The sequence below is a fragment of the Spirosoma pulveris genome (genome assembly GCF_054781875.1).
On the sequence record NZ_BAAGTO010000008.1, the window covers coordinates 212,002 to 238,269 of the forward strand.

Consider the following 26,268-nt stretch of genomic DNA (forward strand, 5'->3'; position numbering starts at 1 on the left):
AAATAGGAGTCATCCTGATGTAATCGTGAAGTCAGGTTCTCAACCCTGACTCAGGTAGGTTTCTCAAAACCTATTTGAAGCCGGGTTCTTCAACCCGGCTTCACGGTATACAGGATGGTTGTTACTACCTGTTATCCGTTTTTAATCGTGTGCTAAACGGCGGCTACCGCTTCAATACCTTCAAGATGCTGTGCTGATCTCCCTGCTGAATTTGAAGGTAGTAAATCCCGGTTGGCAGCTGTTGCAGATCGATTGGCTGGTGGAATCGGTCGCTGGTTTTGGGTGCGTTCCAGGACCGGACCGACCGACCACCCGATTCGCGCAGGTTGAATGCTACGCCACCCCGGTAACGGCTGTTGATCTCCACAACCGTCTGCTCCCCTGCGGGATTTGGCGAAATGAGCAACTGGCTGTCGGCTTCCTGTTCAACCGCCGTTACGACACCCGGTACCAGCGCGAAGGGGACAAGGCCCGCTTCGGGTGTTGGGAGTTTGGTGGTCGAATACAGGTGAAACGCGCCCGGCTCCAGCGTAACCGATTGGTTGGCGTCGGTAAGCTGCACCTCCTGCCCGGTAAAGAAATGATACAATTTGCCGTTCGATGGGAAGCCCGCCGATACTGTCTGGGCCTTGGTGTCGAAATTGCCAATCAGGAAAACGGTTCCTGATGCACTGCGCAAGGTTAGCCGTTTCACCACACCGGTAAAATCGGTCGTAAAATCCGTGGTGGCAAAAGCCGGCACCGTTGTTTTGAGGTTAATCAGGGCACTGTATACTTTATACAATTTCTGCCGGTCGGCGTCCTGATAATACGTCCACCGGATGGGTTTAGCCGCCGTTCGGCAGTCGTCTTTGATGGTCGTGCCATCGGAGCAGGTGTTTATGGAGAGGTCGTACCCCAGTTCGCCGAATTGCCAGATCATTTTTGGCCCGGGCACTGCCAGCAGGAAAGCCGCCGTTAGTTTGGCCCGATCAAGGGCTGTTGGCAAGGACTTAATGCTGTACGAACCCGTGGCGGCCCCATTCTGGCGGAAATCAAAAACGAGCCGTTCTTCATCGTGACTTTCGGCGTAACCGATCAGATTTGGCTTTTGGAAGTTGCGTTTCTGGTACGATATGCCCGAGAAATCGCCCTGAGCGGAGCGGGCAGCCCCCCGGAAATCGCCGTTATGATTTCCCCAGAGCAGCATACCATAATTCGCCAGCTCCGTTTCTTCGGCATTATCGGCGAAGTGTTCGAGAATGACGTAGGCCGTTGGATCGACCGTGCGGATCTGGTCGTAAATGCGTTTCCAGATCGCAATCCGGCTGGCATCGTAGTTTCCCCAGGCGGCTACATCATTTCCCGAAATTTTCTGGGTAAATCCCTTCGAGAGGTCAAATCGAAAGCCATCTACCCTATATTCCTGCAACCAGTATTTACAGACGCGATCCACAAAGGCTTTGGTATCCGGGCTCTCGTGGTTGAAGTCGAAAAAGACGCTGTACGGGTGCGTAGCCTGCTGGTTAAAATAGGGGCTGTCTGTCGAGGGGCGATCGCCTGCCCAGTACATTTTTACGTACGGAAACTCGTAGTCGGCCTGGTTCAGCACCATGTCCAGTACTACGGCAATTCCCTGCTTGTGAGCCGCGTCGATAAATTGCCGGAGAGCCGTCTTGGTCCCGTAGGCTTTGTCGGGGGCGAAATAGAACGTCGGGTTATATCCCCACGAATCATTACCCGAAAACTCCGTAACGGGCATCAGCTCAATGGTGTTAATGCCGAGCCGTTTCAGGTACGCCAGACTATCGGTGAGGGTCTGGTAGCTGCGATTCTGGACAAAATCACGAACCAGCAACTCGTATATGACCATCGTGTTGACGGCGGGCCGCTGGAAACCGGTTGTCTGAAACACGTAAGGCGTTTGGCCGGGCTGAAGGACAGAAACCGTGTTACCCTGTGCTTTTTCGGGAAAAGCTTTCAGATTAGGGTAGGTTGTTGCCGGAATAAATTTATCGTTGTTCCGGTCGAGAATCTTGTCTGCGTAGGGATCGGCCACGCCGATAGTTCCATCGACTAGGTACTGGAAGGCCGTTTCGCCGGTGGGCAGGTTGGGGAGTTCGAGCCAGTAGCGGGTACCGTCGGGTGTCCGGTTCATCAGGTAGGCCGGGTCCAGGGTCCAGTTGTTGAACTCGCCGAGCAGGTACACAAAGCTTTTCTTCGGTGCGTATAACACCAGCGTTGCCTTGTTGGGACCAGTGTAATTGATCCCATCCTGTAAGCCTGCGGGTAACGCAGCTGTGGCGGGCAAGGGCTTCACGGTAAAGTAGAACGTGTCGGCAAGGGCGGTAATGCCGGTCGTTGCGCTTAATGAAGTTGCCCGGACAATAACTGTTCGTAGTAGACCTGATTGTCGGCCGGTGTTCAGCGTGGTATTTAGTGAATCGGTACCGGAAGCATTGGCCGTCGGTTGTCCATCCAGCGTCAGGCTGAATGTTGCCGACTGTGAGCTTTTGTAGCGTACCGGCAAAGGCGTATCGGCATCGACATAAAACTGTTTTTGGCTCGGTGCTAACCGGCTCAGGTTAAAACTCGCATCGTAAATGGTGATGAACAAGTCTTCCGTTTGTGCTTTTCCGTCCCCACTTTTCAGCAATAGGCCAAGTTTTCGAATGGGCGTACCGGTCGGCACACCGTAGTAAGTGCGTGGTACGAGCTTGATCTGCCATTTATCCCCGCCCAGAGCGGTCATTTTACCCGGTGCAAAGGGTTTACTAAAATCACTTTGTCCGGTGGGTTGGTACTCAAACGCGTTCCCGCTTGCCGTCGACCCGGCACCCGACCATAAATAAACGTCATCCTGTTTGCCCAGCAGGCTCTTTGCCCGACTATCGGTTGACTTCGTCAGGTCGAAAATAAGGGTGATTTCGGCGTCGGCCGTGGGAAATGTTGGCTGGGTAGTAACGACCTGGCCAAAGGCCGGAACCAGCAGAATAATGAAAAGAAAAAATGTGTAGTAATGTGACCTCATAGCGTTGTTGATGAAATAGGCCACAAACATACAGGTTTATTCCTATTTTATGTAGGCTTTCAGGGCCTGGTAGACCCGGTGCGTGGGCAGGCCCATGACGGTATAGAACGAGCCTTCCAGCCGCTCGATACCTACCAGACCGATGAAGTCCTGTGCGCCATATGACCCGGCTTTGTCGAACGGTTTGCATTCCCGGATGTAATAGCTGATCTCATCGTCGGTCAGGGGTGCAAACTGAACGATAGTTTCGTCGGTAAACGAATTCATTTCAGGTTTACCTTCCATTGAGGGTGCCAGAATAGCCACACCTGTGCGCACCCGGTGCGTTCGGCCGGAGAGCAGTCGGAGCATACGGCGGGCATCGGCTTCGTCCTGCGGTTTATTCATGATCTGGTTATCCAGAATGACAACCGTATCCGCACACAGGACAATGCGGTTTGGGGCTTCGGGATCGTTCAGAAACTGCTCGGCTTTCTGACGGGCGAGGTATTCGGCCACCTCATCGACGGGCATGGTGTCGGGAAAAAGCTCATCGGTGGGGCGTGTTTCGATGGTGAACGAAAAGCCCGCATCGGTCATAAGCTGTTTTCGGCGGGGCGAGCCGGAGGCCAGTAATAAAGGATAACGTAATGATAACACGAGGAAAAGATATAAGATGTATGGTATATGATGTGTGAGGTAGATCGTTAGGCTGCCTGGTAAATCAATGGGCTTGTCTTCTAATGGTGCTGGTAAATTTCGACTTATATTCGTAAATCATCACCTTACAGGGCTATTTTAGCTATCATACAGCTTATATCATACAGTTTACATCTTGTGACTATCCGACCTGCTACCCCTGCCGACGCAGCTTTGTTGACCGAATTGTCGGCGGTGACGATGCGCGAAGCTTTCGGGCCACCGCACAATTCGGCTGACCTTGTCGAAGAATACATTCAGTCGGCCATTACGCAGCCCATACTGGAAGCTGAACTGGCCGATCCCCGTTCCACTTTCTTTTTGATGGTTTCGTCGGACGGTGTGCCGATTGGTTTCGCAAAATTAAGGAGGCACACGCCACCCAGACGCATGAAATTACGTACTGCCATAGAAATCCAGCGTATTTATCTGCTGGCCTCGCAAATAGGTAAGGGACAGGGCCGGGCGTTACTGACGCATTGCCTCGACTGGGCTAAAGAACAGGGGTATCGGGCGGTGTGGCTTGGAGTTTGGGAGCGTAATGAACGGGCCCAGGCTTTTTATAAAACGATGGGCTTCGAGCGGTTCGGCTTTCATTATTTTCAATTCGGTTCAGAACGACAGCGGGACTATTGGCTTCAAAAGCAGTTAATTGATTGACCTGTTTATCGTTATTGGTGATTAGTTAATGGGTTAATGATCTTGACTACTGAGGCAATCACCATGACCGATTAAACTATTTGCATCGGCAGTATTCTAATTGTCGTTTATATAGAAATGAAAAAAGTTTATCCGGCATTGTATCGGTTTGTTCTGCACCATGTTCTGGTGTGGCTCGTGGTCGTTGCCGGATGTGCAGGTAAAGTTTCGGCCCAGCCTGGCCTCCAGCCACCAAAAACAGAGCAGAAAACGACTGAGTTGCCCCCGCCAACCCTGTACCAGATCGATACCCTCCGGGATAAAGTCATTAAGCCCATGAGTGTGGATTCGATGGCGCTGATAAACTCGTTGAATACGATCAAGGAAAATTCGCTGCCCGATAGTGTACTGCAACAGCGGGATAGCGTATTCTACAGCCGTCTGAAAACAAAAATGTATAAGCATCGGCTCACCCGGCAGTTTTATGATGCGGTGTTTCAGGATGTGTACAACAGCCGGGATCGAACGGGTGAAATCAGTCAGCTCGAAGCCAATCCGTTCAAGATGTACGAGGGAAAAATCATCGGCGACATTTATATCCGGCGACTGGGCGTTTTTGGGCAGACTGTTTACGATACGCTGCGTAAGCCGGGCAACTGGTTCGAGCGTACCGGCAACCGGATACATTTTAACACCCGAGAGCACGTAATTCGTAACTCATACCTGTTGTTTCAGCAGGGGGATGCCCTTGAGCCGAACGTACTGCGCGACAATGAGCGCTTACTGCGCACCACGTCGATCTTTCACGATGCCCGGATTCTGGTTTTGCCCAGGCCGGGCAGCAAGCAGTTTGTGGACGTTTACGTGATCACGCAGGATGTATGGTCGCTCTTGCCCAATGGCGGCTTCGGCGGCTTCAATAACTTTAGTGTTGGTTTCGACCAGGTCAATTTCAGAGGACTGGGTCATCACTTGTTTGCACAGGTAGCTTATGCGGCCAATGACCCCCGGCAAAAGCTGGAATATCAGGCCCGGTATACGGTTCCGTTCATTGGTAAAACCTTCATGACTGCCGAAGCTTCGATGCTGTACCTGCGCGATCTGAAACAGGCATCCATTCGGTTATACCGCCCTTTTCTGACGCCTGACATGAAGTATGCCGGGGCCATCGAGTTGAACCATACCCAAATTAATAACCGGCTGATCACCCGAAATGACAGCATTTTGCTGGTGCCGCTCAGCTACAATTACTCCGATATCTGGATTGGCCGCTCGTTTCGGCTATTCTACAAGCAGAACGATACCGAGGAAAAGGGACGTTCCCGGCTGGTGGTTGCGCTTCGCTACACCAGCTACGCCTACAACACACGTCCCAACGTAACGGCCGATACCAACCAGATTTACCAGGATAGCCACACGACCCTGTTTAGTGTGGGGTTCTCCCGCCGGAAGTACGTTCGGGATGTGCTGATTTATGGCTTTGGACGCACCGAAGACGTGCCCATCGGAGAGACGATAGCTGCCATTGCCGGATTCGATAACGCTGAACTGGGCCAACGGCTGTATACCGGTTTTAATTTTTCGCAGGGTAAATACGTTCGCCACCTTGGCTACCTCTACGGACTGCTCAGCGTGGGTGGATATGTACGGAATAACCGGATCGAACAGGGCGTTTTCTCGCTGGAATCCAACTATTTCAGTCGGCTCATGAAAACCAAATGGGGCAACATGCGTCATTTTTTCAACACCCGGTTCACGACCGGCATCAATCGGTTCGACAATGAATACGTTACCCTGAGCAGCAATGGAAGCGGGATTAATACAGACGGCATTGGGATTACCAGCGATGCGCTGATTGGTACCAAGCGCTGGTTTATCAATTACGAGAATGTGCTGTTCTCCAAACTCAACCTGATCGGGTTTCGGGTTGCGTTTGTCACATTCGCCAACTTGGGTCTGGCTAGTTTTCCCGACCGACCGCTCTTAAGTGGTCCGCTGTATCAGGGCTATGGCATTGGCTTCCGGCTCCGCAATGAGAACCTCACGTTCAATAGTTTCCAGATTCGGCTGGCGTATTACCCGAACATTCCGGGCAACACAATGCCGTTCCGGCAGGCGTTTGAAGGCATCTCTACGCTGCGGTTACGGGACTTTGATCTATCCGCTCCACAAATTATTCCATATCGATAAAAATAGTTGAATTAAATGTAGGAACATTAAATACAATTGCACTATCTTTGTTGCATGTCTATAGAAACTGACATCAAGCAAAGCACACCGTTCCGATCGCCGTACCAGCGAGTGATCGTTAATTTGATGTACACCAGTAACTGGATAGCTGGCAGCCAGACACATTTGCTGAAACCGTTCAAACTCACCTTGCAGCAGTACAATGTGTTGCGGATTTTGCGTGGTCAGCATCCAAACCCGATCAAGGTATCGGATATTACGGAGCGAATGCTCGATAAAATGTCGAATGCATCGCGGTTGGTGGACAAACTGGTTGCCAAGAAACTGGTGCTGCGTACCGAATGCCCCAGCGACCGCCGGGCTGTCGATGTGATCATTACCGAAAAAGGTCTGGCACTGCTCAAACAACTGGATACGCATCAGGATGCCTTAAACAAGTCGTTTGAAGATAAATTAACCGCTGAGGAAGCTGAAGCATTGAGCCACCTGCTCGACAGACTGCGGGCCTGAACGAGTTACGATTTTAATTTTTATACGCATTTACTAACCATTTATCTATTACAAACCAATGAAAAAAGCTACGATGATCGCTGCCCTGTTGTTCTCTACAGTAGGCGCTTTCGCTCAAAACTGGACGCTCGACAAGTCGCACTCTAACTTAGGGTTCACCGTAACGCACATGATGCTATCTGAAGTGGACGGTAAATTCCAGAACTTCGATGTGAAAATGACCTCGTCGAAACCTGATTTCACCGATGCTCAGATCGACCTGACCGCCGATGTCAGCAGCATCAACACGAACCAGGAGAAGCGTGATGGCCACCTGAAAAGCCCTGACTTTTTCGATGCCGCCAAATACCCAACGCTTGAGTTCAAGAGCAAGTCGATTACCAAAGTATCGGGTAACAAATACAAACTGATGGGCGACCTGACGATGCACGGTGTAACCAAGCCTGTAACGCTCGACGCTGTTATCACAGGTCCTGTTACAAACCCACAGAACAAGAAAACGCTGGCTGGTTTTAAAGTAACGGGTGAAGTGAAACGTGCTGACTTCACTTTAGGGACGATTCCTGCTGCCGTTGTTAGCGATGAAATTGCTATTCGGGCCGCTGGTGAGCTTGTGAAAGCGAACTAAAGTATCATTGCCCTACACAAATCCCTGCTACCCAACGGTGGCAGGGATTTTTTTTTCCGCAGCCCGAGCCCGGTGGGAGGGCAGTTCCGTAGAAGCCGTTTTCTAAACGAAGGCCGGAAAGTCATCCAGAAACCGGACGTCGGCAGTCTCATGATCAATGCCGCAGCAGTAGTGGGTCAGGCCGTTGGAGATGACCACATACGGTGCCTTATGAACGGAATTATAACGGGCTATCTGATCAAATACCGATTGGGTAAGCGGAATATGCGGGGCTTTGCATTCTACAACCAGAAAAGGATTGCCCTGCCGGTCAAACACGACTACATCCGTACGTTTTTGGGTTTGGTTCAAGATTAACCCGCCCTCTGTTCGAATGAGTGCTTTCGGGTAAGCGTAATGGGTTAATAGTAAATTGACAATATGCTGCCGCACCCACTCTTCTGGCGACAGCCGCACGTACTTCCGGCGTAATGAATCGAAAATGTAAGGTTTCCCTTCGACTTGCTTAATTTTACAATCGAAAACAGGGAGGTTCAGCGCAACCATACCTCGAAGATAAGAAATTAGTAGTTAGGAGCGAGGAGTGAGGAGGGTGGATACATCCCTTTTTGTTGATGCTGGTCGGCAGACCGGCGAAAGCAATACAGGCGTCAGTCCTCCTCACTCCTCGTTTCTCCTCACTAACTCCTCCCACAAAAAACATGAAGACAAAAGAAGAAATCGTTCAGAACTGGCTGCCCCGCTACACCGGCACCCCTATTGAGGTATTCGGCGAATACATTTTGCTGACCAATTTTATCAACTATGTCGAGCTCTTCGCCAAAAAATTCGATGTCGAGATTTTCGGAATGGGACGGGCCATGCAGACTGCAACGGCTAATAACATCACCATCATAAACTTTGGTATGGGCAGTGCCATGGCGGCTACGGTTATGGATCTGCTCTCGGCAGTCAACCCTAAAGCTGTCTTGTTTTTAGGTAAATGTGGCGGGCTGAAAAAGACGCAGGTTGGCGACCTTATATTACCTATTGCGGCCATTCGGGGGGAGGGTACCAGCAACGATTACATGCGTCCCGAAATTCCAGCCTTGCCGTCATTCCGGCTGCAGCGGGCCGTATCGTCGACCATCAAACGCTACGAGCTGGACTATTGGACCGGCACCGTATACACAACGAACCGACGTATATGGGAGCACGACGAGGTATTCAAAGATTACCTGCGTGAACTCCGGGCAATGGCCATCGACATGGAAACGGCTACCATTTTCACGGTTGGCTTTGTCAATTCCATTCCACACGGTGCTTTGTTACTCGTATCGGATAACCCGCTCGTGCCGGAAGGCGTCAAAACGGAAGAAAGCGACAAACGCGTAACGGGTCAGTTTGTGAACGTCCACCTGGAAATCGGTATCGACGCCCTGCTGGAACTGGAATCCTCCGGCGACTCCGTAAAGCACCTGAAGTTTGAATGATTAGTATTGTAATGAGTATTAGTATCAGGAGTGAGGAGGCTGACGCATGTATTTTGCTGACGCGTCAGCCTCCTCACTCCTAATACTAATTACAATACTCACTAATCACCTTATACGCTGGCGTATAGCCTAGTTCGCCCGATTTGGACAGGTCGAGACAGCCACTATTTTCATCGCCGAGACTGTGTTTAATGAGACCCCGCACGTAGAACACTTCGGCATAACCGGGCTTAAGTTTGATCGCGCTATTGCAATCGGTGAGGGCTGCCTTCTGGTCACCCTGAGCCGACTTGATCAAAGCCCGGCTGAAATACGCTTCGGCGCGTTCGAGACTTAAGTCGTTGATTTTGTCGCGCTCCTGAACCAGGTTGCGCAGATTGTCGAGAATCGCATGGGTGATCCGGCCGTTATAAACAACTTTCGCGTCGACATTCACATTATTAATCTCAATAGCCTGGTTAAAATCCTGAACGGCTCCTTTTTGATCACCTAATTTACTTCGACAAAAGCCTCGCCCGTAATAAGCCCGGTAATGATCCGGCTTTAACGCCAGTGCCCGTTCGTAATCAGGCAACGCACTCTTATAATCGTCGAGCTTTCCTTTGGCGTAGGCCCGGTGAAAATAAGATTCACTATCCTCCGGACTTAGCTCGATCGCTTTATTAAGGTCGGTGATAGCACCGGCAAAGTCTTTCAGCTCCACTTTAGACAGACCCCGACCAGCGTAGGCCTGTGCCCGTTTTGGGGTAATGTCAATAACTTTTACAAAGTCAGGTATGCTGCCGGCGAAGTCATTTAATTTCTGCTTCGTGACCGCGCGGGCATAATAGGAATGGGCATTTGTTGGCTCAAGTTCGATGGACTTAGAGAAGTCGGTCAGCGCACTCTGGTATTGGTCAATGCGGCTGCGGCTGATTCCGCGGTTATAATACGCCTGGGGATCATCCGGGTTAAGTTCAATGGAACGGCTAAAGTCGAGCAGAGCGCCCCGGTGATCTTCCTGCCGGCTTTTACTCACACCCCGGCTGAGATAGGCCATCGCATCTTTGCCATTGAGTTCGATGGCCTTGTCATAATCGAGAATGGCACCCCGATGGTCTTTTAAGTTGGCTTTGGCCAGGCCCCGGTTGTAATAGCTGGGTGCGTTTTCGGGGTTCATGGAGATGGCCATGCTGAAGGCCTGAAGAGCACCCGTAAAATCACTTGATTTGCTGCGGTTAATTCCATTTTCGAAGAACTCAACCGCAGTCTGTTGAGCGGTAACGGGAACAGAAAAGGTGACTCCCAAAAACAGGGAGACAATCGGCAATAAAAGTCGCTTCATTCTTGTAGTAAAAGTTATAGTAAGTTTTTACTGAATGAGCAGTAATATGTTTTTGGTTTTTGTAACCTAAGTACTTCAAAGTGTGTGTAATCGAGAAAATTACAGTGTTCTGGCGCAGTTATAGTTACGAAAAACTGTCAAAGGAGAGGATGAGGTATCTTATTATGGGCTAATCTTACAAAGAAAACACGACAAAACGTCTGTATTTAGCGTGGATTAGTATGGAAAAGCGACAAAATGTCCTGAATGAGTTAAAAATTTGCTTTGGTATAAGATTTGATTTAGAAAGGATGTAACTGAAAGTGAACAACACAATAAACTACATAAGACAATGGCAACTTTAGTTCGATATAATAACTTTCCCACGTTCTTCAATCCATTCTACAGCCGTCCCGTTATCAACCGGTACCAAAACACAACTCCGAACGTTCCTGCTGTAAACGTTAAAGAAAATGAAGCTGGATTCCTGCTTGAACTGGCCGCACCCGGTTTGAAAAAAGAAAATCTGAAAATTAACGTAGAAAACAACAAACTGACGATCGGATATCAGTCGGAAACGAAAACCGAAGAAGCCGCTGATAAATTTACCCGGCATGAATTTGGGTTCACCTCGTTTGAACGTAGCTTCCGCCTTCCAAAATCAGTAAATGCCGATGCCATCAAAGCGGCTTATACCGACGGTATCCTGACGGTTGAATTACCCAAAGTTGAAGTTAAAGAAGAGAAATTAGTGAAAGAGATCGCCGTTGCCTAATGGACAACTGGCCGACTAATCGGGGCATAAAAAAAGTGGTGACATACGATGTCACCACTTTTTTTATGCCCCGATTAGTCGGTTAGCGTATCCGGTTTATTCCTTACCGGACTAATTTCATAAACGCTTCCAGTTTCTGCGCGTCCAGTTGCCCGTCCGTTCGTACACCACTACAAATGTCCAGCCCAAATGGCCGAACAGTCTCAAGTGCTTCCCGGACGTTGGTCGCGTTCAATCCACCCGCCAGAAATACCGGCACCGACGACTGCTCCACTATTCGTCTGCTCACACTCCAGTTGTGAACCCGTCCAGTGCCTCCCAGCTCTTTAATAGCCAGATTAGGGTTTCCTGAGTCTAGCAGTAAGGCATCGGCACCCAGTTGAACGGCCAGAAGGGCCTCGTCAATCGTTCGTTCGTCAATGACATGAATCACCTGCACCAGCTTTACTGCCGGGAGCAGCACTTTGAGTTCCGCATACGTTCCGGCCGGAACGGCGTCGACAAGTTGAATGGTGTTAGCGCCCACCCGACGCTGATGAGCCACGATAGCAGCTACGGTCGTTTCACTGGTGAGCATAAACGTAGCCATGGGCGGGGGCGTAGCCTGAACCACCTGGGCCGCCAGTTCATCGGCTACCACACCGGGACCGCTGGGCATCCGACCCACCAGACCAAGGGCATCGGCTCCCAGTTGAATAGCCGTTTTTGCTTCGGTTACACTACTGATGCAGCAAATTTTAACCCTCGTTCGGAACGGAGATTGCATGATTTTAGGTTGATTAATGAAACACTTGAGCGGCAAAGATAGGTTAGGCCGACAAATTTATGGTTCAACAACCTCCAGTCGATACGTACGCATCCCTTCGGATTCCCGAATTCCGCTATTTCGTCATGAACAGCTTTTTGATCACAGCTACGCTGCTGATTCAGGAGGTTACTCTGGGTTATGAACTGTATAAAATCACGCACGACCCGCTGATGCTGGGCCTGGTTGGATTGGCCGAAGCCATACCCTTCATTGCCCTGTCGCTCTTTGGAGGTCACCTCGCCGACCGCCAGGATAAGAAAAAGATTTTGCAGTGGAGCTTACTGGTTATTCTCCTTGGCTCGGTCATACTATACCTTGTTTTTCAACCGTCGGTTGCCGATGGCTTGTCACAAACGGCGCGTCTGGCTACGATTTACGGCGTCCTTATGTTAATTGGTACTGCCAAAGGGTTTTACTCGCCAGCTAGTTCTTCATTAAAGCCCTTTCTGGTTCCCCGTGAGTTGTACGCCAACTCGGCCACCTGGAGTAGTGCGTTTTGGCAGGCCGGGGCCATTGTTGGACCGGGTCTGGCTGGATTTCTGTATAGCTGGGTAGGTTTCGACAATTCGCTGATTGTGGTCATTGGTCTTCTGGCTGTTTGCTTTGTCCTGATCTCGCTCATTGAGCGGAAGCCAACGCCAGTCAGCGATTCGCCGGTGCTTGGCCTTCGCGACAGTTTGAAAGAAGGGTTTCGGTTTGTCTTTAAAACGCAGATTGTCCTCTACGCGATATCCCTCGACTTGTTTTCGGTACTGTTTGGGGGCGTGGTGGCCATTTTGCCGGTCTTCGCCGAAGACATTTTAAAAGTAGGGGCCGAAGGGTTAGGTTTTCTTCGGGCTGCGCCCTCGGTAGGGGCCTTGCTAACGATGGCTTATATGACCAAACACCCGCCTACTCATAATGCCTGGCGCAATATGTTATTGTCGGTAGCCGGATTTGGTATAGCCACGATCATCTTCTCGCTGTCAACCAATTTCTATTTATCCCTCATCATGCTTGGGCTGACGGGTGCTTTCGATAGTGTAAGCGTTATCATCCGTCAGACAATCCTGCAAATTTTCCCGCCCGACCATATGCGGGGACGGGTAGCAGCTGTAAACGGAATCTTTGTCAGCTCATCGAACGAGATTGGCGCGTTTGAATCCGGCCTGCTGGCCCGTCTGCTGGGTACAGTTCCCTCCGTTATGCTGGGTGGCGTTGTCACGCTGATAGTGGTTACGTATGTATACGCCAAATCGAAGGCACTGCTGGCCGTGCGATTAAGCTAAACCAACAAACAACCGCCCGGCTGCCATCGGTTAGTGGGTAGTCGGGCGGTTGTTGGCGTTAACAGAAATTCTGTTAGGCGTAGGCTGGTGCCAGGTACAGGTTACAGATAAAATCGTCGATGTCTATCTGCTCATTGAGCAGAACGCGGGCGTTAAAAATTTCCCAGAATAATTCATCCGAGATCTGGTAATCACGTTGCAGCCGAATCATATCCCGGATGCTTTCTTTTAATTGATTCACAGGTGTTTGCGCTTCGTACGAGTGGAATTGGGAGTTTTCCATAGCGGTTGTTAGTTAGCGTGCGAGTTTTTTAAACACCTTGGTTTTTCTATTGTTTTGAAAAATAAAGGGGTTAAGAAAGGCTGGTTAGAAAAATTATATTCTGTCTTTTGTCTGTGCACCCGAAAGCAATAATGAACCCGGTATCATCCAACAAAAAAATAAAACTTTTTTTTAATCAACTGATAATCAATCAAGATATGAAGAAATTTAACATGTACCTGCTTCTGGCCATTACCGGCGCCAGCTTCACTGCGCTAACGCCACCCGTTCGTCCTAAGCCATTAAAACTAGTTAAAGCGTGGGAAACCGACAGCACGTTGCGGACACCCGAATCGGTGCTGTATGATGGAAAAAATACGCTGTATGTTGCCAATATTGACGGTAAGCCCGATGGACTCGATGGCAGCGGATTTATTTCGAAAGTGACGCTGGACGGTAAGATTGAGAACCTGCACTGGACCTCGGGTCTGAATGCGCCAAAAGGCATGGGTTTGCATAAGGACCGGCTGTACGTAACCGATATTTATCGGCTGGTGTGCATCAATACCGCAACCGGTCAGGCCGAAAAAACCTGGGATGCTGTAGGTAAAGATGCTTTTCTAAACGACGTGACCGTTGCCAAAGATGGAACCGTATATGTATCGGACAACCGGAACGATAAAATTTATCGGTTAAAAGACGACAAGTGGGAGGTATGGCTGGAAAGCGAGCAGCTTAACAAACCGAATGGTGTACTGGCCGTCGGTAAAAACAAATTGATGATCGGCAGCACCAAGATTGGTGCTTTGCGCACGGTAGATGTAGACACCAAAGAAATTACTACGCTGGCCGATGGCATGGCGGCTACGGATGGCATTGTGCCGGAGGGAAAAGGTAACTATTTCGTTTCGGACTGGAATGGGCAATTATTCCATGTCAACGCCGATGGTACCAAAAAACAACTTATGGATACCCGCGAGCAGAAAATCAATTCGGCGGATATCGACTATGTGGCCAAAAAGAAATTACTGGTTGTCCCGACCTTTTACCGGAATACCCTGGTTGCGTATCGGGTAGAGCAATAGCGTAGAGCCGCACTACCTTGCGGTTCAGTCGCGTCGGCCGGAAGCACAATCCGGGCTGTAAACACCTCACGTTTACAGCCCGGATTTTTTATTTGGATAGCAATTGCTGAACAGCGGCTTGTGCCTTACTGGCCCCGAAACCAGTCATTGCCTGATCCATAGCCTTGGTGATGAGGTTGTTTTCCAAATTTCCGATGCTGCCTTCGTGCGTGTGGTGCAGGTTACGGGGGGGTACGTACGTATGTTCCGCTATCTCCTTCCCAACAGTCCGGTAAGCTTCCCGAAAGGGCACACCCTGTAATACCAGTTCATTGACGCGCTCAACGCTAAAGAGCAGGTCATATTTGGGCTCGTCCAGCAAATTTGCCTTTACCTGAAGGTGTTCCAGCATGAAATCGGTGATTTCCAGGCAGTCGAGAATTTCGTCGAAGGCGGGCATCAGGATTTCTTTCAGCAACTGCATGTCGCGGTGGTAGCCGGAGGGGAGGTTGCTCATCACCAGCGTTACTTCCATGGGCAGGGCTTTCAGCCGGTTGGTTTTGGCGCGCAGCAACTCGGCAACATCGGGATTTTTCTTGTGTGGCATGATGCTGCTGCCCGTTGTGAGTGCATCAGGAAGAACCAGAAAGCTAAAGTTCTGGCTGTTGTACAGGCAAATGTCCATTGCCATTCTGGACAGGGTAGCGGCCACCGCTGCCAGTGCTGTTAGGGCGGTTTGTTCGGTTTTGCCCCGGCTCATCTGCGCGTACACTACATTGACGTGCATACCCTCAAAGCCCAGTAATTCGGTCGTTAGGGTACGGTTCAGCGGAAAGGACGAGCCATAGCCCGCTCCAGAGCCAAGCGGATTGCGGTTCGCCAGCCGGTAAGCGGTTTGCAGTGTCAGCATATCATCGGCAAGGGCTTCGGCGTAGGCGCCAAACCATAGACCAAACGAGGAGGGCATGGCGATCTGCAAGTGTGTATAGCCCGGCAGCAGGTCATCTTTGTGCTGCTCCGAGCGGCTTACCAACCGGTCGAATACCGTTCGGACGGCTTCGGCAACGCGCCAGAGCCGGTCGCGGGTGAAGAGCTTTAAATCGACCAGCACCTGGTCATTGCGCGAACGGCCGGAATGGATTTTCTTGCCAACGTCGCCCAGTACGCGGGTCAGCATCAGTTCAACCTGCGAGTGTACATCTTCAACGCCTTCTTCAATCTCGAACTTTCCAGCCTGAATTGTCTGATAAATGATTTTTAGCTCCTTGTTCAGCATTGTCAATTCATCACCCGAAAGCAGGCCGATGGTTTCGAGCATGTGGGCGTGGGCTAAATTGCCCAGTACATCGAAAGGAGCTAGGTAGAGGTCCATTTCACGGTCCCGACCCACGGTAAAGCGTTCAATTTGTTCGGCGGTGCTGACGCCTTCTTTTTGCCAGAGTTTCAAGGCTTACGGAGTAAAAGAGTGAAAGAGTGAAAGAGTGAAAGAGTGGAAGCAGCAGAGTGGAAGGGTGAACGACTCATCCCTGCGCTCTTTCGCTTGTTTATTCGTTCACTCTTTCCTTTCTGCAAAGGTCGTAAAGAAAGTTGGGGAGACAATTTGTTAGGCACGGGTATCTGCGTCGGGCAGGGGGATGGCTGCCAACCTACGCCCCAGCCACCAAAACCCGCTTGCCGATAGCAGGCTGATTCCGGCAATAACCAGCCAATGGATAGAGAAGCCGAAATGCGCTACGACTTGTGATCCGATTGCCGGGGAGAGGGTTTGTGCCAGCGCCCCGCTCATACCCGCCAGTGCCAGGTACTGCCCGCGCGTGGCCGGACTGGCGCGTTCGACGGTGAAGGATTGAATAAACGGAATAGCCAGCATTTCGCTGAAGGTGCCGACCACGATAAAAATCAGTGCGATGGTCATAGCGGGCAGGGCAAGCTTGTTGGTCGATGCCAGTAGCAGATACGAGAAAGTTGTGAGGAGAACACCGGTAACGATGAGACTGGTTTTGGCTCGCTTCTTCTGCTCAATACTATAGACCAGCGCCATTTCCAGGCACACGATAATCAGGCCGTTCAGCGCCATCAGGCTGCCAATGGTGCTTTCGGTCATGTGCATCACCTCCTTGAAAAATAGCGGGACAATGGAAAATAACTGCATAAACGTGATCAGGTACAGGCAGGAGCAAACGACAAAGGCAACAAACCAGCCGTCGCGATAGGGAGACGTCATGCCAACAGCCGCCGGCTGCATGTCGTCCGGACTGATCTTCGGGGCGGGGATTTGTTCTGGTACCGGCAGGTTGATCCACAGGACAACCCCGGCGGCCAGACACGTAAGTCCGTCAGTCCAGAAGAGGAGATTGTAGCTGATTCCCGCTATCCAGCCGCCCAGGCCACCGCCAACCGCCCAGCCCAGATTGATAGCTAGCCGATTGAGCGAGAAGGCGCGGGTGCGGTTCCCAACTTCCGAATAATAGGCGATAGCTGCCTGATTAGCGGGCCGAAACGCATCGCTAAGCAGCGTGAAAACAAATACACTGCCACAGAGCATGTAGAAGTTAGTGACGAACTGCAAGCCCAGCAAGGCGACACCGCCGAACAGTAAACTAAACAGCTGGATGTAATAGAACCCGAATCGGTCGGTGAGTCGTCCGCCAAGGAAAGTACCTACAAACGCGCCCAGGCCGTAAATGGCCATCACAACACCAGCTCGTTCAACGGAGTAGTGCAAATGCTGCGTTAGGTAAAGCGTCATAAACGGCAACACCATGGTACCGCATCGGTTGATGAGCATGACACCCGCCAGGAGCCAGACCGATGGCGAAAGTCCGCGGTAGGCCTGCTGATAAAGATGAACGGTGCGCTGAATCATAGCGCGAAGGTACAACCAAACCCAATGAAGGTTGCTGAATGAGGGGTTACGCTTTGCGACGCGCATCGGCATCTTCGCCGGGTGCTACAAAGATTTTTTTGTCCGTTATCAGGGAACGGTGCTCCTCCAGGAATGCCTTCAGCAACTCGATTTCTTCCAACTGCTTATCAATGGGATGAGTAAGTGAATAACTCTCCACGTAAACCTCCGAGTGGCCGTCGGGCTGAAATTCGGCAATGACGTATTCCATCAGTTTGATGCCTTTGCGTTTGAGGGCGTGCAGGTAGAGGTTCTGGTGGTTGTGCGTAAACCGCCCTGCCTGATACGAAGCGGTTGTCTTTAAGTCTACTGCTTTGAACTTGCCGATCAGGTCGACATAACCGTAAAACAGCACATCGTCGATTTGCCACTGGCAATAGACCTGCGTATCGACAATGGGACGGGGCAGCAGCTTGCGAACCTTTTTGATAATCTCCGGGTCGAATCGATCTTCGTTGGTCCCCTTCACGACGGCTTCTTCAAACGAAACCCCGCGCTCCTGAGCGGCTGTAGTTGGCGTAGGTACCCGGTTTATGGAGTCAATGAGTTCCTGCGCCGATAGATTCCCACCCCGTACGTAGCGAGCGAATACATTGAGCAGTGACGGGTAAAAACGGTAGTTGATCATCAGTTTACAGAATTCGATTAACGGTTGGCAGGCCCGAAAACTGTAAACCAGAAAGCAGGTACTTAGTTTCTGACCACCAGCAGAACACCAGCCACAATAAGTAGTACGCCCAGAATCCGCCAGCCGTTGGCGGGGTGGAGCGTAAAACCCAACAGACCATAATGGTCGAGGATAATGGCCGCTACCAGCTGCCCGGCTACGCTCAGACTAACCAGGTTGGCGGTGCCAATTTTCTGGACGCTCACAATAACGGTTATCATGTAAACTGCGCCCATAACCCCGCCCATCCATTTCCACCAGCTCACCTGTTTAATGGCTTCCAGCGGAGGGATGGAAGCACCCGATCCCATAAATAACAGAACCAGAACGACAAAGCCGGAGCCGAACGATACGGCCGCTGCCAGAATTGGACTGGCCATTGCCTGACGCAGGTTTGCATTGACACCCGCCTGCACAGTAATGGCCATACCAATCAGGAAAGCAAAGAAAATATAAATGTAATTCATGCGTACAAAGGTAAACAACGCCTTTCCCCGGCCTTGGTTCCCGGCTATTTTTCAGAAAAAATAGTTGCCTGGGCCAAAGTGGCTAGTGAGCCGCCTGAATGTATTCATCGACCATACGTTGCAGAATCGGCATGGTTACAGTGCCCTGGCTTAAAATCAGGTCATGAAAAACACGTACATCGAATTTATCTCCAAGCGCTTTTTGCGCTTTCTGACGTAACTCCTTGATCTTTAACTCGCCGATTTTGTACGCCAGCGCCTGGCCGGGCCAGGAAATGTAGCGGTCTGTTTCGGTCGTGCAGTCGTGAATGGAAAGGGCCGTGTGCGACGATAAATAGTCGATTACCTGCTGCCGGGTCCAGCCTTTGGTGTGGATACCCGTGTCGACTACCAGCCGACTGGCCCGCCACATTTCGAAGGTGAGTCGCCCGAAATCGCTGTACGGGTCTTTGTAAAAACCCATTTCTTTGCCCAGCCACTCGCAGTAAAGGCCCCAGCCCTCGCCAAACGAATCGACGTAAAGGCGTTTCCGAAAGTCGGGGAGACCGGTTAGTTCCTGCGACAGAGCCGATTGCAGGTGGTGACCCGGTACGGCTTCGTGCAGGGTAAGTGCTTCCAGCGTGTACAACGGCCGACTCGGCAGATTGTACGTATTGACCCAGTAGTAACCGGGGGTTTTGCTGCTGATAGGGGCACCCACGTATCGACCGCTGGTGTATTTAGGGGCTAAGGCGTCGGGAACAGGGGCAACACCGTACGGCTGCCGGGGCAGTTTACCGAAAAATGCCGGAAGCTTATCGTCGGCCTGTTTAGCGATGAAGCTGGCTTCCTTAAGCAGCTGGACGGGCGTTTTTGCGTAGAACTGCGGGTCGGTGCGCAGAAACTTCAGGAAATCCTGAAATGAACCCTTAAACCCGGTTTTCGTGATAAGTGCCTGCATTTCTGCCTGAATGCGGGCTACCTCCTGTAATCCCAGCTGGTGAATTGCCTCGGCCGACATGTCGAGGGTTGTGTAATAGCGAACACGCTGCTGGTAGAACGCCGGGCCGTTGGGGAGGTCGTTGGCCGCAAGGGTTGTCCGGGCACCCGGCAAGTACGCAGTATCCATAAAGGCACCAAACTGGGTATAGCCTTTAACGGCCCCTTCCATAACCGCTTTTTGACCGGCCTGCTGTAGACGCGTCTGCTCTTCGGCACTAATCGAAGCCGGAAAGTGCAGGAATGGCCCGTAAAAAACACTCCGGGTCGGGTCCGTGACAAGGTGGTTTCGGTACGTTATTTCGTAGCCTTTCAGTGTGACTTTGGGGGCCGTCATGCCGGTTCGTAATCCTTCCCGCAACAGCGTAACGACGTCCGCGAGGTAAGCTGGAAAGGTGTAGAGCAGTTTTATGTAGGATTCGTAATCCGCTGCGGTGCGGAAGGTCAGGTAATTTGAAATAAAGGGCAGAGAGGTATGTGGACCGGAGTCGGAGGTAAAAGGGTTCAGATACCCTTTCAGGTCATACTGTTCAATATCGTCTTCCATGGTGTACCGGAGCAGTTCGGCATTGACGCGCTCGGGTCCGGAAAGGGCGGCTGAGGGAATCGCGTTGAGTTTAGCTAGCTGATTTCGGTAAAAAGCGGTTTGTCGGGCCATAGTGGCTTCGGTGTAAGATCCCAGGCTTTCGATCTGGGTCTTTTTACCCGCAAAAACGGCCGTCAATGGATGTTCCCGCAGTTCAAAAGCCCAGGTGCTGTCGATAACCTGGCGAAGTTGCTCCGATGGTGTTTGTGCCCTGAGCGACGCGTGTAAGCAAAAAAAAGTCAAACAAAGGCCAACGAACGGGCGGATAAGGAAAAACATGATACGGAGGGGTTTTATCGATTAGCCCCAAGATAATGAGTTTGATGCAATTGTGAGGGACAAGGCGCAGAAATCGGCTTTTTCGCCCGAAAACAGAAAGCCGAAACAAGAAAGCGGCATAATTTGGCTCACGGAGTGAGGGGGTATTGCAACGTATAAGGCCCTTTACTTGTATAGGCTATAGATCGACGCTGATAGTAACCGGTAGCCGAAAATAGAAGCTATTTAGTGAGTAAGAACGAAATTAGAGCCAGATTTGCGAACCAAATGGTTCTTTTTCGGGTCTCTGTCAGTCGAATCAGTATCATACCAACCAAGTACACAATTCTCAACTTTTTATGCGTACGTTTCTCGTTACTCTGTTTGTCGTAGGTTCTTTCGTAGCAAAGGCACAAACGGCTGCACCCGATACTACTGTCACACTAGCAAAGCCTGCTAAATCGTCTAAAATAGCGAAGCCATTTAAGGTGAATCTGGGAGTGGGCTATGCCTCGCCTGTGGATTTCGCGGGTGTAAACAGTTTTGTCAAGCCGGGCATCGTCTACAGTCTGGAGCCTCAGTATGAACTGAGCCGAAATCTGGAAGTTGGCGTACGACTTGAGCAGGCGTTCATCAAGCGTTCGGAGGCACTGGATGGTGATATTTATAAAAACACCAAGGTGAGTTCCATGATTTCAGCAGTTGCTACAGCTAATTATGTGCTGAAGCTGGAGAATGGTTTTCGGCCTTATATCGGGGTAGGAATTGGTGGCTATTATACCGGCGAAAGTCTGCAAACAAATCAGGTTGCGGGCTCGAGTTCTGTCGTGTCGTATCCGTTGCCAGCCGCTGTCAATCTGGGTGGCCTTGGTCGGGTAGGGGTTAAGTATGGCATAGTGTACGTAGAAGGTACGTACAATCTTATTAGCGATCTTAGCGTAATGAATGCAGCCAACCGCTTGACCTTAACGGCCAAAAATTCATACTTCAGTGTAAAAGCGGGCCTAACCATTGGTGGCTCGCGCTAAAAGGCAGTGCAGACGGTTTAACCGTTCATGTGTCGGCATTCGTTTCTTCTCTAAGTCAGGATGGCTGGTTGTAGTGCAACCAGCCATCCTGACTTATTGCTTATATAGCAGGAGAAACATCTCGGCTGCGTGCCGAGTATGCGGAAATGCCAGTTTCTGCTTAACCAGATCTTTATCCAACACCGTCATGCCCGGATAGTGGGCGTCGCTGGCTTTCTGCTCCCAACTCAAGGGATAGTCCAGATTACCAAGTATACCCCGCTTCTCATGATAAAAATGATCTTCAGCCCAACCCAGACAAGGGCGGTTGATGCCCGAAGCGTCGTCGAATTTCTTCCCGTCAACATGCTCGTTCGTGTACGCATACCAGAAAAGAGACGAGTAACTATCGTACTGTTCAGGGATAACGTAGGGATCGGGAAGGTTAAGTGACTTGAGCCCGTACTTGAGCCATTTGGTTTGATAGACAGGGTGTTCGTTAGAGTCGGTCTGGCCAAGAATATGGGTTTCTTTCCTGAATCGGCTCACAGAATCCAGGGCCATTTGTACCACCGGGTGGGTTTTGTCTGACACCAGCGATACCAGAAACAGTACCTCCCCCAGGTTATCCGCTTCCGCAATGCCACGGTTGTTGCAGTCGAATGGGTCACGGATGGCCATAATCCAGTCCTGTATCAAGGGAAGGTTGTTTGTTTCGTGCAGCACCATGCCCATTAGTGCGGCATTTCTATACCAGGGCTTCTGATAAACCAGAAAATTAGGGACCGGACGACCATCGATAATGTTGATCAACAGTTCCTGGTGAAGTACCCGAAGCACCGAACCAAAGCGTTTGTCGGCAAAACGCGGCAGACTTAGCCGACTGCGGGTGCCCGGAATCAGCCGGGGTCGTTTGGTGGGCTGCAGAAGCCACACCCCCGTTTCATCTTCCCGAATCTGCACAATTTGCCCATCTGCCAGGACCAGGTGGACCAGATAGGCCGACGGTACGATAACTTCCTCTTTCACCGACCATTGTTCTTCAATGTTGCCGGTTAGGGCGTTCAGCAGCCGACCGTTGCGGTAGATGAGTTTCAGCCGGTCGCCCATTCCGAACAGAAAGAATTTTAAATCGGGTAGCTCCCGCTGGTGAGTATGTTCCTTTCGCAGCGCGGTCAGGTTGTCGTGGTATGTCTTTAACTCTCCCGCCGGGTTCATGTGCAGCAAGGGCGGAACAGGCTTTTGGGCTGATGCGGAAGTCGACAAAAACAAGAGCAAAAAGAGCCTGCGAAAAAACATAGTTTTACGAATTGAGTTAATAAATGTAGTCACTATCAGGCATTTACTCGTCGCTTGGTGCCTAATGCGGATAGATAGTCAATTCAGTTGATAAGTTTACTACAACGATTGACTTTGTATGCTTATATTGCAGTAAGTTAGTAACAATAGAGTAGTGTCTCGTTTTCGTTTGCAGTCTTGGCGATTACGTTGCTTAGCATAGACTGTTAGTCGATGATTCAAGAAAGTTTTGATCTGACAAATTGTGACCGGGAGCCCATTCATATTCTTGGTCATATTCAGTCGCACGGTTATCTGATTGCCATTCAGCCCGATACCTATTCCATTGTTCATGCCAGCGAGAACATTGTTGATTTAGTTGGTATTCCCGCGGCCTCCCTGTTGGGCCAGCCCATTGATACGTTGCTGAGCGCCACCGATCTGCCCGCCAGTACGCTGGTCGAGCTTTTGAATGTCAGCCGCCGGAACGAGTCATGGGAAATTCTGAATCCACATCGGGTCACGGTGAACGGTACAAGCTGGAATCTGATCATGCACCAGTACCAGAACCTCGTTCTGCTTGAATGGGAACCCGTGGGCGATGATCAAAATACGTTAATTAACCAGCAGCTTATCTCGCAGGCCTTAACCGAGGTACAAACGAGCCGGACCCTGTCCGACCTGCTGCAAAATACCGCCCGCCGGGTAAAAACCATCATCGGTTTCGATCGGGTAATGGTCTATCAATTTAATGAAGACTGGCACGGGCAGGTTGTTGCCGAAGAAAAAGAAGAGCATCTGGAGTCATTTCTGGGCTTGCATTACCCGGCATCGGATATTCCGCGTCAGGCCCGCGAATTATACAAAGTCAATCTGGTTCGACTCATTGCCGACGTCAACAGTGCGCCGTCGCCCATCCTATCCGAAGCCGACTGGCCAACGGATAAACCGCTCGATCTTACGCATTCTGTGCTGCGGGCCGTATCGCCGGTTCACATACAATACCTGAAAAACATGGGTGTACAAGCATCTATGAGTATTTCGCTGTTGTATCGGGACAAATTATGGGGGCTTATTTCCTGCCATAACAGTACACCCCATTTCACTGATTTCACGGCGCGTCAGGCTGCCAAATTCGTCAGTCAGCTTTTGTCCTCTGCCCTGGAGTTTCGGAAGGATAAAGAGGATCAGACAAATCTGCTGCAATACCGGCAGGTAGGCCAGCAACTGCATGAGCAACTGCTGCTTAGCGATGATGTTGCCCGCGCCCTCACGAAGCAGTCCGTTACGGCGCTGGATGTTACCGGTGCCACCGGTGTCTCACTTGTCTTTAACAACAGAGTGTACACGCTAGGGCAAACGCCTGATGAGCAGGCTATTCGAGCCTTAGCCGACTGGGTGGGCACAACAACAACCGAATCGTTTCTGGAAACGAATCAACTGCCTAATCTGTATCCGCCCGCTGAAGAGTTCAGGGCCGTTGGGGCAGGGTTGCTGACCATTGTTCTGTCGAGAGAGCTGAACGAATATATTTTCTGGTTCAAACCTGAGCTGGTTCAACAGGTTACCTGGGCGGGTAATCCGGATAAGCCCGTAACCGTTGAAGACAACGGGATGCGCCGACTCAGTCCGCGCACGAGCTTTGCGGCCTGGACCGAAATGGTTCGGAACACATCGGAGCGCTGGACCGAAGCGGAGATTTCGGTGGTGGTGAAACTGCGGGAAGATGTTTTGCAGATCGTAACCCGGCAGGCTAACGAAGTACGTCTGCTCAACCAGCGTCTGCAACTGGCCTATGAGGAACTGGACGCGTTTAGCTACACGGTATCGCATGATTTGCGGACGCCCCTGTCGTCCATTCGGTGTTACGCCGAGATTCTGCTTGAAGAGTATGGAGAGGATTTCACTCCCGATGCGCAGGCTTTATTCCAGAAGGTGATTGACTCAACGGATCGAATGCGTCGGCTTATCCGCCACATCCTGTACTATTCGCGGATGGGCCGTACCGAACTGGACACCCGGACTATCGACATGAAACATCTGCTGGAAGGGATTCGGGAAGAGCTTCTGGTCACGGCAAAAGACCGATCGCTGCGTATCGACATTGGCGATACGCCCCCTATTGTGGCCGATTCTACCATGGCGCTTCAGCTCTTTACAAACCTGATGAGTAATGCGGCTAAATACACACAGCTGACTTACGAGGGCATTATCAAAGTAAGTGGACGCCAGACCAATCAGGAGGTTATTTACTCGATAGAAGATAACGGTATTGGCTTCGACATGAAGCAGGCCGGGAAGATGTTCGACCTCTTCAAACGTCTGGAAAACGCCCGAAACTTTGAAGGCTCCGGCGTAGGACTCGCCATCGTGAAGCGAATCATTAACCGGCATAATGGCAAAATATGGTTTCATAGCGAGCCGAATAAGGGTACTGTATTCCACGTTTCCTTTCCCATAACACCTGCTGATTAGACTAGATCATGGTAGACGTACTATATGTTGAAGATAACCCGAACGATGCAGATATATTTTGTCGGCTAATGGGAAAGCTAAATCGGGCTGTTACGTATACTATATTGCCTTCCGGCTCAGAGGCACTGGACTACCTGACCGGAAAGGGGCCCTATGAACAACAAAGACTGGGTTTGCCGAAACTAGTGCTGCTGGATATTAATTTAATAGGGATAAGCGGAATTGATGTCATTGAACAAACCCGTTCGCTTGAGCGAACTCGGTTCCTGCCCATCGTTGTTTTTAGTACATCAGATAATCCTGAAGATATACAGTCAGCTTATCAGGCCGGTATCAATGCGTATATTGTGAAGCCGGGTAGTTATCAGGCTACCGGTGCGCTGCTCAGAAAACTTTGCGATTTCTGGCTGGAAAACAATACCCGAATAGACTATAAATGAGTAAATTACTGGAACGATTGCGGCACGAAACCCGGCCCGCTCATGAGCAAACGGAGCAACTTTTTTATACAGAAGCCTTACAGAATGGTACTCTTTCAGTAGCAGAATATACCCACCTGTTGCGTACCCATTTTGTCTTTCATCAAGCCCTCGAATCCGCTATTGATCGGCACTCCGACTTTTTTGCAGACTATCAGCCCGAACGTCGTAAAAAAACAGACTGGCTGGCAGCTGATTTAAACTACCTGAACGAGCCGCTGCCGGCTCCCATGACAACCTTATTTGCCGACTGGTCGGCGGTGGCGTTGCTGGGTGCGGCTTATGTTGGTGAAGGCTCCATGCTGGGCGGCACCGTAATTGGCCGGTTACTGCACAAGAATAGCACCCTTCAGCCAGTTATGGAACAGGCCCGGTTCTACGGTGGCTACGGGGCCGAAACGGGTAAATACTGGCGGACTTTTGGCGACTTCCTGACGCAAAAAGGCACGGCCCATGCCGACGAGGTAGTTGCCTCGGCCAGCCAGACGTTTAAACTTTATCAGGAGACATTTACTGAAGTTGGTAAGTCAGTAAGTTAGTGCTCGTTAGTGGCCATAATTA

At 50.7% G+C, this 26,268-nt stretch carries 24 protein-coding genes; 12 read left to right on the plus strand and 12 right to left on the minus strand.

Annotation, left to right across the window (positions count from 1 at the left end):
* Positions 1 to 163 precede the first annotated feature (163 nt).
* Together ACYVJM_RS23810 and ACYVJM_RS23815 are read right to left on the minus strand one after the other, a co-directional pair.
* A complete protein-coding gene (locus tag ACYVJM_RS23810; RefSeq protein WP_461150741.1) occupies positions 164 to 3,010 on the minus strand; it encodes an alpha-amylase family glycosyl hydrolase in 2,847 nt (948 codons plus the stop codon).
* Between the two features lie 42 nt (positions 3,011 to 3,052).
* Positions 3,053 to 3,649, minus strand: coding sequence for a Maf family protein (locus ACYVJM_RS23815; RefSeq protein ID WP_461150742.1), 597 nt, complete (start codon positions 3,647 to 3,649; stop codon positions 3,053 to 3,055).
* A gap of 177 nt (positions 3,650 to 3,826) precedes the next feature.
* On the opposite strand from ACYVJM_RS23815, the gene ACYVJM_RS23820 reads away from it, so the two are divergent.
* From ACYVJM_RS23820 to ACYVJM_RS23835, 4 genes are all read left to right on the plus strand, one after another.
* A complete protein-coding gene (locus tag ACYVJM_RS23820; RefSeq protein ID WP_461150743.1) occupies positions 3,827 to 4,348 on the plus strand; it encodes a GNAT family N-acetyltransferase in 522 nt (173 codons plus the stop codon).
* A 117-nt stretch (positions 4,349 to 4,465) separates the two neighbouring features.
* Positions 4,466 to 6,517: a hypothetical protein gene (locus ACYVJM_RS23825; protein WP_461150744.1), complete on the plus strand. Its 2,052-nt coding sequence runs from the start codon at positions 4,466 to 4,468 to the stop codon at positions 6,515 to 6,517.
* Between the two features lie 54 nt (positions 6,518 to 6,571).
* Positions 6,572 to 7,027, plus strand: a complete 456-nt coding sequence (locus ACYVJM_RS23830; RefSeq protein WP_461150745.1) for a MarR family winged helix-turn-helix transcriptional regulator — start codon at positions 6,572 to 6,574, stop codon at positions 7,025 to 7,027.
* Positions 7,028 to 7,085: 58 nt separating this feature from the next.
* Positions 7,086 to 7,655: a YceI family protein gene (locus ACYVJM_RS23835; protein ID WP_461150746.1), complete on the plus strand. Its 570-nt coding sequence runs from the start codon at positions 7,086 to 7,088 to the stop codon at positions 7,653 to 7,655.
* Between the two features lie 102 nt (positions 7,656 to 7,757).
* On the opposite strand, the gene ACYVJM_RS23840 is transcribed toward ACYVJM_RS23835, so the two are convergent.
* Positions 7,758 to 8,201: a type I restriction enzyme HsdR N-terminal domain-containing protein gene (locus tag ACYVJM_RS23840; RefSeq protein WP_461150747.1), complete on the minus strand. Its 444-nt coding sequence runs from the start codon at positions 8,199 to 8,201 to the stop codon at positions 7,758 to 7,760.
* A gap of 155 nt (positions 8,202 to 8,356) precedes the next feature.
* Between ACYVJM_RS23840 and ACYVJM_RS23845 the strand changes: the two genes are divergently transcribed.
* On the plus strand, positions 8,357 to 9,127 hold the full coding sequence (locus tag ACYVJM_RS23845) for an AMP nucleosidase (RefSeq protein ID WP_461150748.1): 771 nt from the start codon (positions 8,357 to 8,359) through the stop codon (positions 9,125 to 9,127).
* A gap of 85 nt (positions 9,128 to 9,212) precedes the next feature.
* On the opposite strand, the gene ACYVJM_RS23850 is transcribed toward ACYVJM_RS23845, so the two are convergent.
* Positions 9,213 to 10,451, minus strand: coding sequence for a tetratricopeptide repeat protein (locus ACYVJM_RS23850; RefSeq protein ID WP_461150749.1), 1,239 nt, complete (start codon positions 10,449 to 10,451; stop codon positions 9,213 to 9,215).
* 331 nt (positions 10,452 to 10,782) lie between these two features.
* On the opposite strand from ACYVJM_RS23850, the gene ACYVJM_RS23855 reads away from it, so the two are divergent.
* Entirely contained in the window at positions 10,783 to 11,205 is a 423-nt protein-coding gene (locus ACYVJM_RS23855; protein WP_461150750.1) for an Hsp20/alpha crystallin family protein, read from the plus strand.
* 103 nt (positions 11,206 to 11,308) lie between these two features.
* On the opposite strand, the gene ACYVJM_RS23860 is transcribed toward ACYVJM_RS23855, so the two are convergent.
* Positions 11,309 to 11,971 (minus strand): phosphoribosylanthranilate isomerase, encoded by a 663-nt coding sequence (locus ACYVJM_RS23860; RefSeq protein WP_461150751.1) that lies wholly within the window; start codon positions 11,969 to 11,971, stop codon positions 11,309 to 11,311.
* Positions 11,972 to 12,030: 59 nt separating this feature from the next.
* On the opposite strand from ACYVJM_RS23860, the gene ACYVJM_RS23865 reads away from it, so the two are divergent.
* On the plus strand, positions 12,031 to 13,281 hold the full coding sequence (locus ACYVJM_RS23865) for an MFS transporter (RefSeq protein WP_461150752.1): 1,251 nt from the start codon (positions 12,031 to 12,033) through the stop codon (positions 13,279 to 13,281).
* A 73-nt stretch (positions 13,282 to 13,354) separates the two neighbouring features.
* Here ACYVJM_RS23865 and ACYVJM_RS23870 read toward each other — a convergent pair whose 3' ends face one another.
* Positions 13,355 to 13,564, minus strand: coding sequence for a hypothetical protein (locus tag ACYVJM_RS23870; protein WP_461150753.1), 210 nt, complete (start codon positions 13,562 to 13,564; stop codon positions 13,355 to 13,357).
* Between the two features lie 197 nt (positions 13,565 to 13,761).
* On the opposite strand from ACYVJM_RS23870, the gene ACYVJM_RS23875 reads away from it, so the two are divergent.
* The gene (locus tag ACYVJM_RS23875) at positions 13,762 to 14,628 is read left to right on the plus strand and encodes an SMP-30/gluconolactonase/LRE family protein (RefSeq protein WP_461150754.1); all 867 of its coding nucleotides are present in this window, start codon (positions 13,762 to 13,764) and stop codon (positions 14,626 to 14,628) included.
* 88 nt (positions 14,629 to 14,716) lie between these two features.
* Here the strand turns inward: ACYVJM_RS23875 and argH are convergent, their stop codons facing one another.
* From argH to ACYVJM_RS23900, 5 genes are all read right to left on the minus strand, one after another.
* Entirely contained in the window at positions 14,717 to 16,054 is a 1,338-nt protein-coding gene (gene argH, locus ACYVJM_RS23880) for an argininosuccinate lyase (protein ID WP_461150755.1), read from the minus strand.
* Positions 16,055 to 16,210: 156 nt separating this feature from the next.
* The gene (locus ACYVJM_RS23885; protein WP_461150756.1) at positions 16,211 to 17,473 is read right to left on the minus strand and encodes an MFS transporter; all 1,263 of its coding nucleotides are present in this window, start codon (positions 17,471 to 17,473) and stop codon (positions 16,211 to 16,213) included.
* 46 nt (positions 17,474 to 17,519) lie between these two features.
* Entirely contained in the window at positions 17,520 to 18,140 is a 621-nt protein-coding gene (locus tag ACYVJM_RS23890) for a hypothetical protein (protein ID WP_461150757.1), read from the minus strand.
* Between the two features lie 62 nt (positions 18,141 to 18,202).
* Complete coding sequence (locus ACYVJM_RS23895; protein WP_461150758.1) at positions 18,203 to 18,646, minus strand: DMT family transporter; 444 nt, start codon at positions 18,644 to 18,646, stop codon at positions 18,203 to 18,205.
* A gap of 82 nt (positions 18,647 to 18,728) precedes the next feature.
* On the minus strand, positions 18,729 to 20,489 hold the full coding sequence (locus ACYVJM_RS23900; RefSeq protein ID WP_461150759.1) for a DUF885 domain-containing protein: 1,761 nt from the start codon (positions 20,487 to 20,489) through the stop codon (positions 18,729 to 18,731).
* Positions 20,490 to 20,827: 338 nt separating this feature from the next.
* On the opposite strand from ACYVJM_RS23900, the gene ACYVJM_RS23905 reads away from it, so the two are divergent.
* Positions 20,828 to 21,496, plus strand: a complete 669-nt coding sequence (locus ACYVJM_RS23905) for an outer membrane beta-barrel protein (RefSeq protein WP_461150760.1) — start codon at positions 20,828 to 20,830, stop codon at positions 21,494 to 21,496.
* Positions 21,497 to 21,589: 93 nt separating this feature from the next.
* On the opposite strand, the gene ACYVJM_RS23910 is transcribed toward ACYVJM_RS23905, so the two are convergent.
* Positions 21,590 to 22,774 (minus strand): hypothetical protein, encoded by a 1,185-nt coding sequence (locus tag ACYVJM_RS23910; RefSeq protein WP_461150761.1) that lies wholly within the window; start codon positions 22,772 to 22,774, stop codon positions 21,590 to 21,592.
* Positions 22,775 to 22,987: 213 nt separating this feature from the next.
* Between ACYVJM_RS23910 and ACYVJM_RS23915 the strand changes: the two genes are divergently transcribed.
* Genes ACYVJM_RS23915 through ACYVJM_RS23925 form a run of 3 tightly spaced genes read left to right on the plus strand, consistent with a single transcriptional unit; the run spans position 22,988 to position 26,246 of the window.
* Positions 22,988 to 25,228, plus strand: a complete 2,241-nt coding sequence (locus tag ACYVJM_RS23915; RefSeq protein WP_461150762.1) for an ATP-binding protein — start codon at positions 22,988 to 22,990, stop codon at positions 25,226 to 25,228.
* An 8-nt stretch (positions 25,229 to 25,236) separates the two neighbouring features.
* Complete coding sequence (locus ACYVJM_RS23920; protein ID WP_461150763.1) at positions 25,237 to 25,668, plus strand: response regulator; 432 nt, start codon at positions 25,237 to 25,239, stop codon at positions 25,666 to 25,668.
* A complete protein-coding gene (locus ACYVJM_RS23925; protein WP_461150764.1) occupies positions 25,665 to 26,246 on the plus strand; it encodes a biliverdin-producing heme oxygenase in 582 nt (193 codons plus the stop codon). Before ACYVJM_RS23920 ends, ACYVJM_RS23925 begins: the two co-directional genes overlap by 4 nt.
* The last annotated feature ends 22 nt before the right edge of the window (positions 26,247 to 26,268 follow it).

Excerpts from the sequence above, each read along its gene's own strand:
- ACYVJM_RS23810 (WP_461150741.1), bottom strand. The coding sequence starts at position 3,010 with ATGAGGTCACATTACTACACATTTTTTCTTTTCATTATTCTGCTGGTT.
- ACYVJM_RS23825 (WP_461150744.1), top strand. The coding sequence starts at position 4,466 with ATGAAAAAAGTTTATCCGGCATTGTATCGGTTTGTTCTGCACCATGTT.
- ACYVJM_RS23830 (WP_461150745.1), top strand. The coding sequence starts at position 6,572 with ATGTCTATAGAAACTGACATCAAGCAAAGCACACCGTTCCGATCGCCG.
- ACYVJM_RS23835 (WP_461150746.1), top strand. The coding sequence starts at position 7,086 with ATGAAAAAAGCTACGATGATCGCTGCCCTGTTGTTCTCTACAGTAGGC.
- ACYVJM_RS23840 (WP_461150747.1), bottom strand. The coding sequence starts at position 8,201 with ATGGTTGCGCTGAACCTCCCTGTTTTCGATTGTAAAATTAAGCAAGTC.
- ACYVJM_RS23845 (WP_461150748.1), top strand. The coding sequence starts at position 8,357 with ATGAAGACAAAAGAAGAAATCGTTCAGAACTGGCTGCCCCGCTACACC.
- ACYVJM_RS23850 (WP_461150749.1), bottom strand. The coding sequence starts at position 10,451 with ATGAAGCGACTTTTATTGCCGATTGTCTCCCTGTTTTTGGGAGTCACC.
- ACYVJM_RS23855 (WP_461150750.1), top strand. The coding sequence starts at position 10,783 with ATGGCAACTTTAGTTCGATATAATAACTTTCCCACGTTCTTCAATCCA.
- ACYVJM_RS23860 (WP_461150751.1), bottom strand. The coding sequence starts at position 11,971 with ATGCAATCTCCGTTCCGAACGAGGGTTAAAATTTGCTGCATCAGTAGT.
- ACYVJM_RS23865 (WP_461150752.1), top strand. The coding sequence starts at position 12,031 with ATGGTTCAACAACCTCCAGTCGATACGTACGCATCCCTTCGGATTCCC.
- ACYVJM_RS23870 (WP_461150753.1), bottom strand. The coding sequence starts at position 13,564 with ATGGAAAACTCCCAATTCCACTCGTACGAAGCGCAAACACCTGTGAAT.
- ACYVJM_RS23875 (WP_461150754.1), top strand. The coding sequence starts at position 13,762 with ATGAAGAAATTTAACATGTACCTGCTTCTGGCCATTACCGGCGCCAGC.
- ACYVJM_RS23885 (WP_461150756.1), bottom strand. The coding sequence starts at position 17,473 with ATGATTCAGCGCACCGTTCATCTTTATCAGCAGGCCTACCGCGGACTT.
- ACYVJM_RS23890 (WP_461150757.1), bottom strand. The coding sequence starts at position 18,140 with ATGATCAACTACCGTTTTTACCCGTCACTGCTCAATGTATTCGCTCGC.
- ACYVJM_RS23895 (WP_461150758.1), bottom strand. The coding sequence starts at position 18,646 with ATGAATTACATTTATATTTTCTTTGCTTTCCTGATTGGTATGGCCATT.
- ACYVJM_RS23900 (WP_461150759.1), bottom strand. The coding sequence starts at position 20,489 with ATGTTTTTCCTTATCCGCCCGTTCGTTGGCCTTTGTTTGACTTTTTTT.
- ACYVJM_RS23905 (WP_461150760.1), top strand. The coding sequence starts at position 20,828 with ATGCGTACGTTTCTCGTTACTCTGTTTGTCGTAGGTTCTTTCGTAGCA.
- ACYVJM_RS23910 (WP_461150761.1), bottom strand. The coding sequence starts at position 22,774 with ATGTTTTTTCGCAGGCTCTTTTTGCTCTTGTTTTTGTCGACTTCCGCA.
- ACYVJM_RS23915 (WP_461150762.1), top strand. The coding sequence starts at position 22,988 with ATGATTCAAGAAAGTTTTGATCTGACAAATTGTGACCGGGAGCCCATT.
- ACYVJM_RS23920 (WP_461150763.1), top strand. The coding sequence starts at position 25,237 with ATGGTAGACGTACTATATGTTGAAGATAACCCGAACGATGCAGATATA.
- ACYVJM_RS23925 (WP_461150764.1), top strand. The coding sequence starts at position 25,665 with ATGAGTAAATTACTGGAACGATTGCGGCACGAAACCCGGCCCGCTCAT.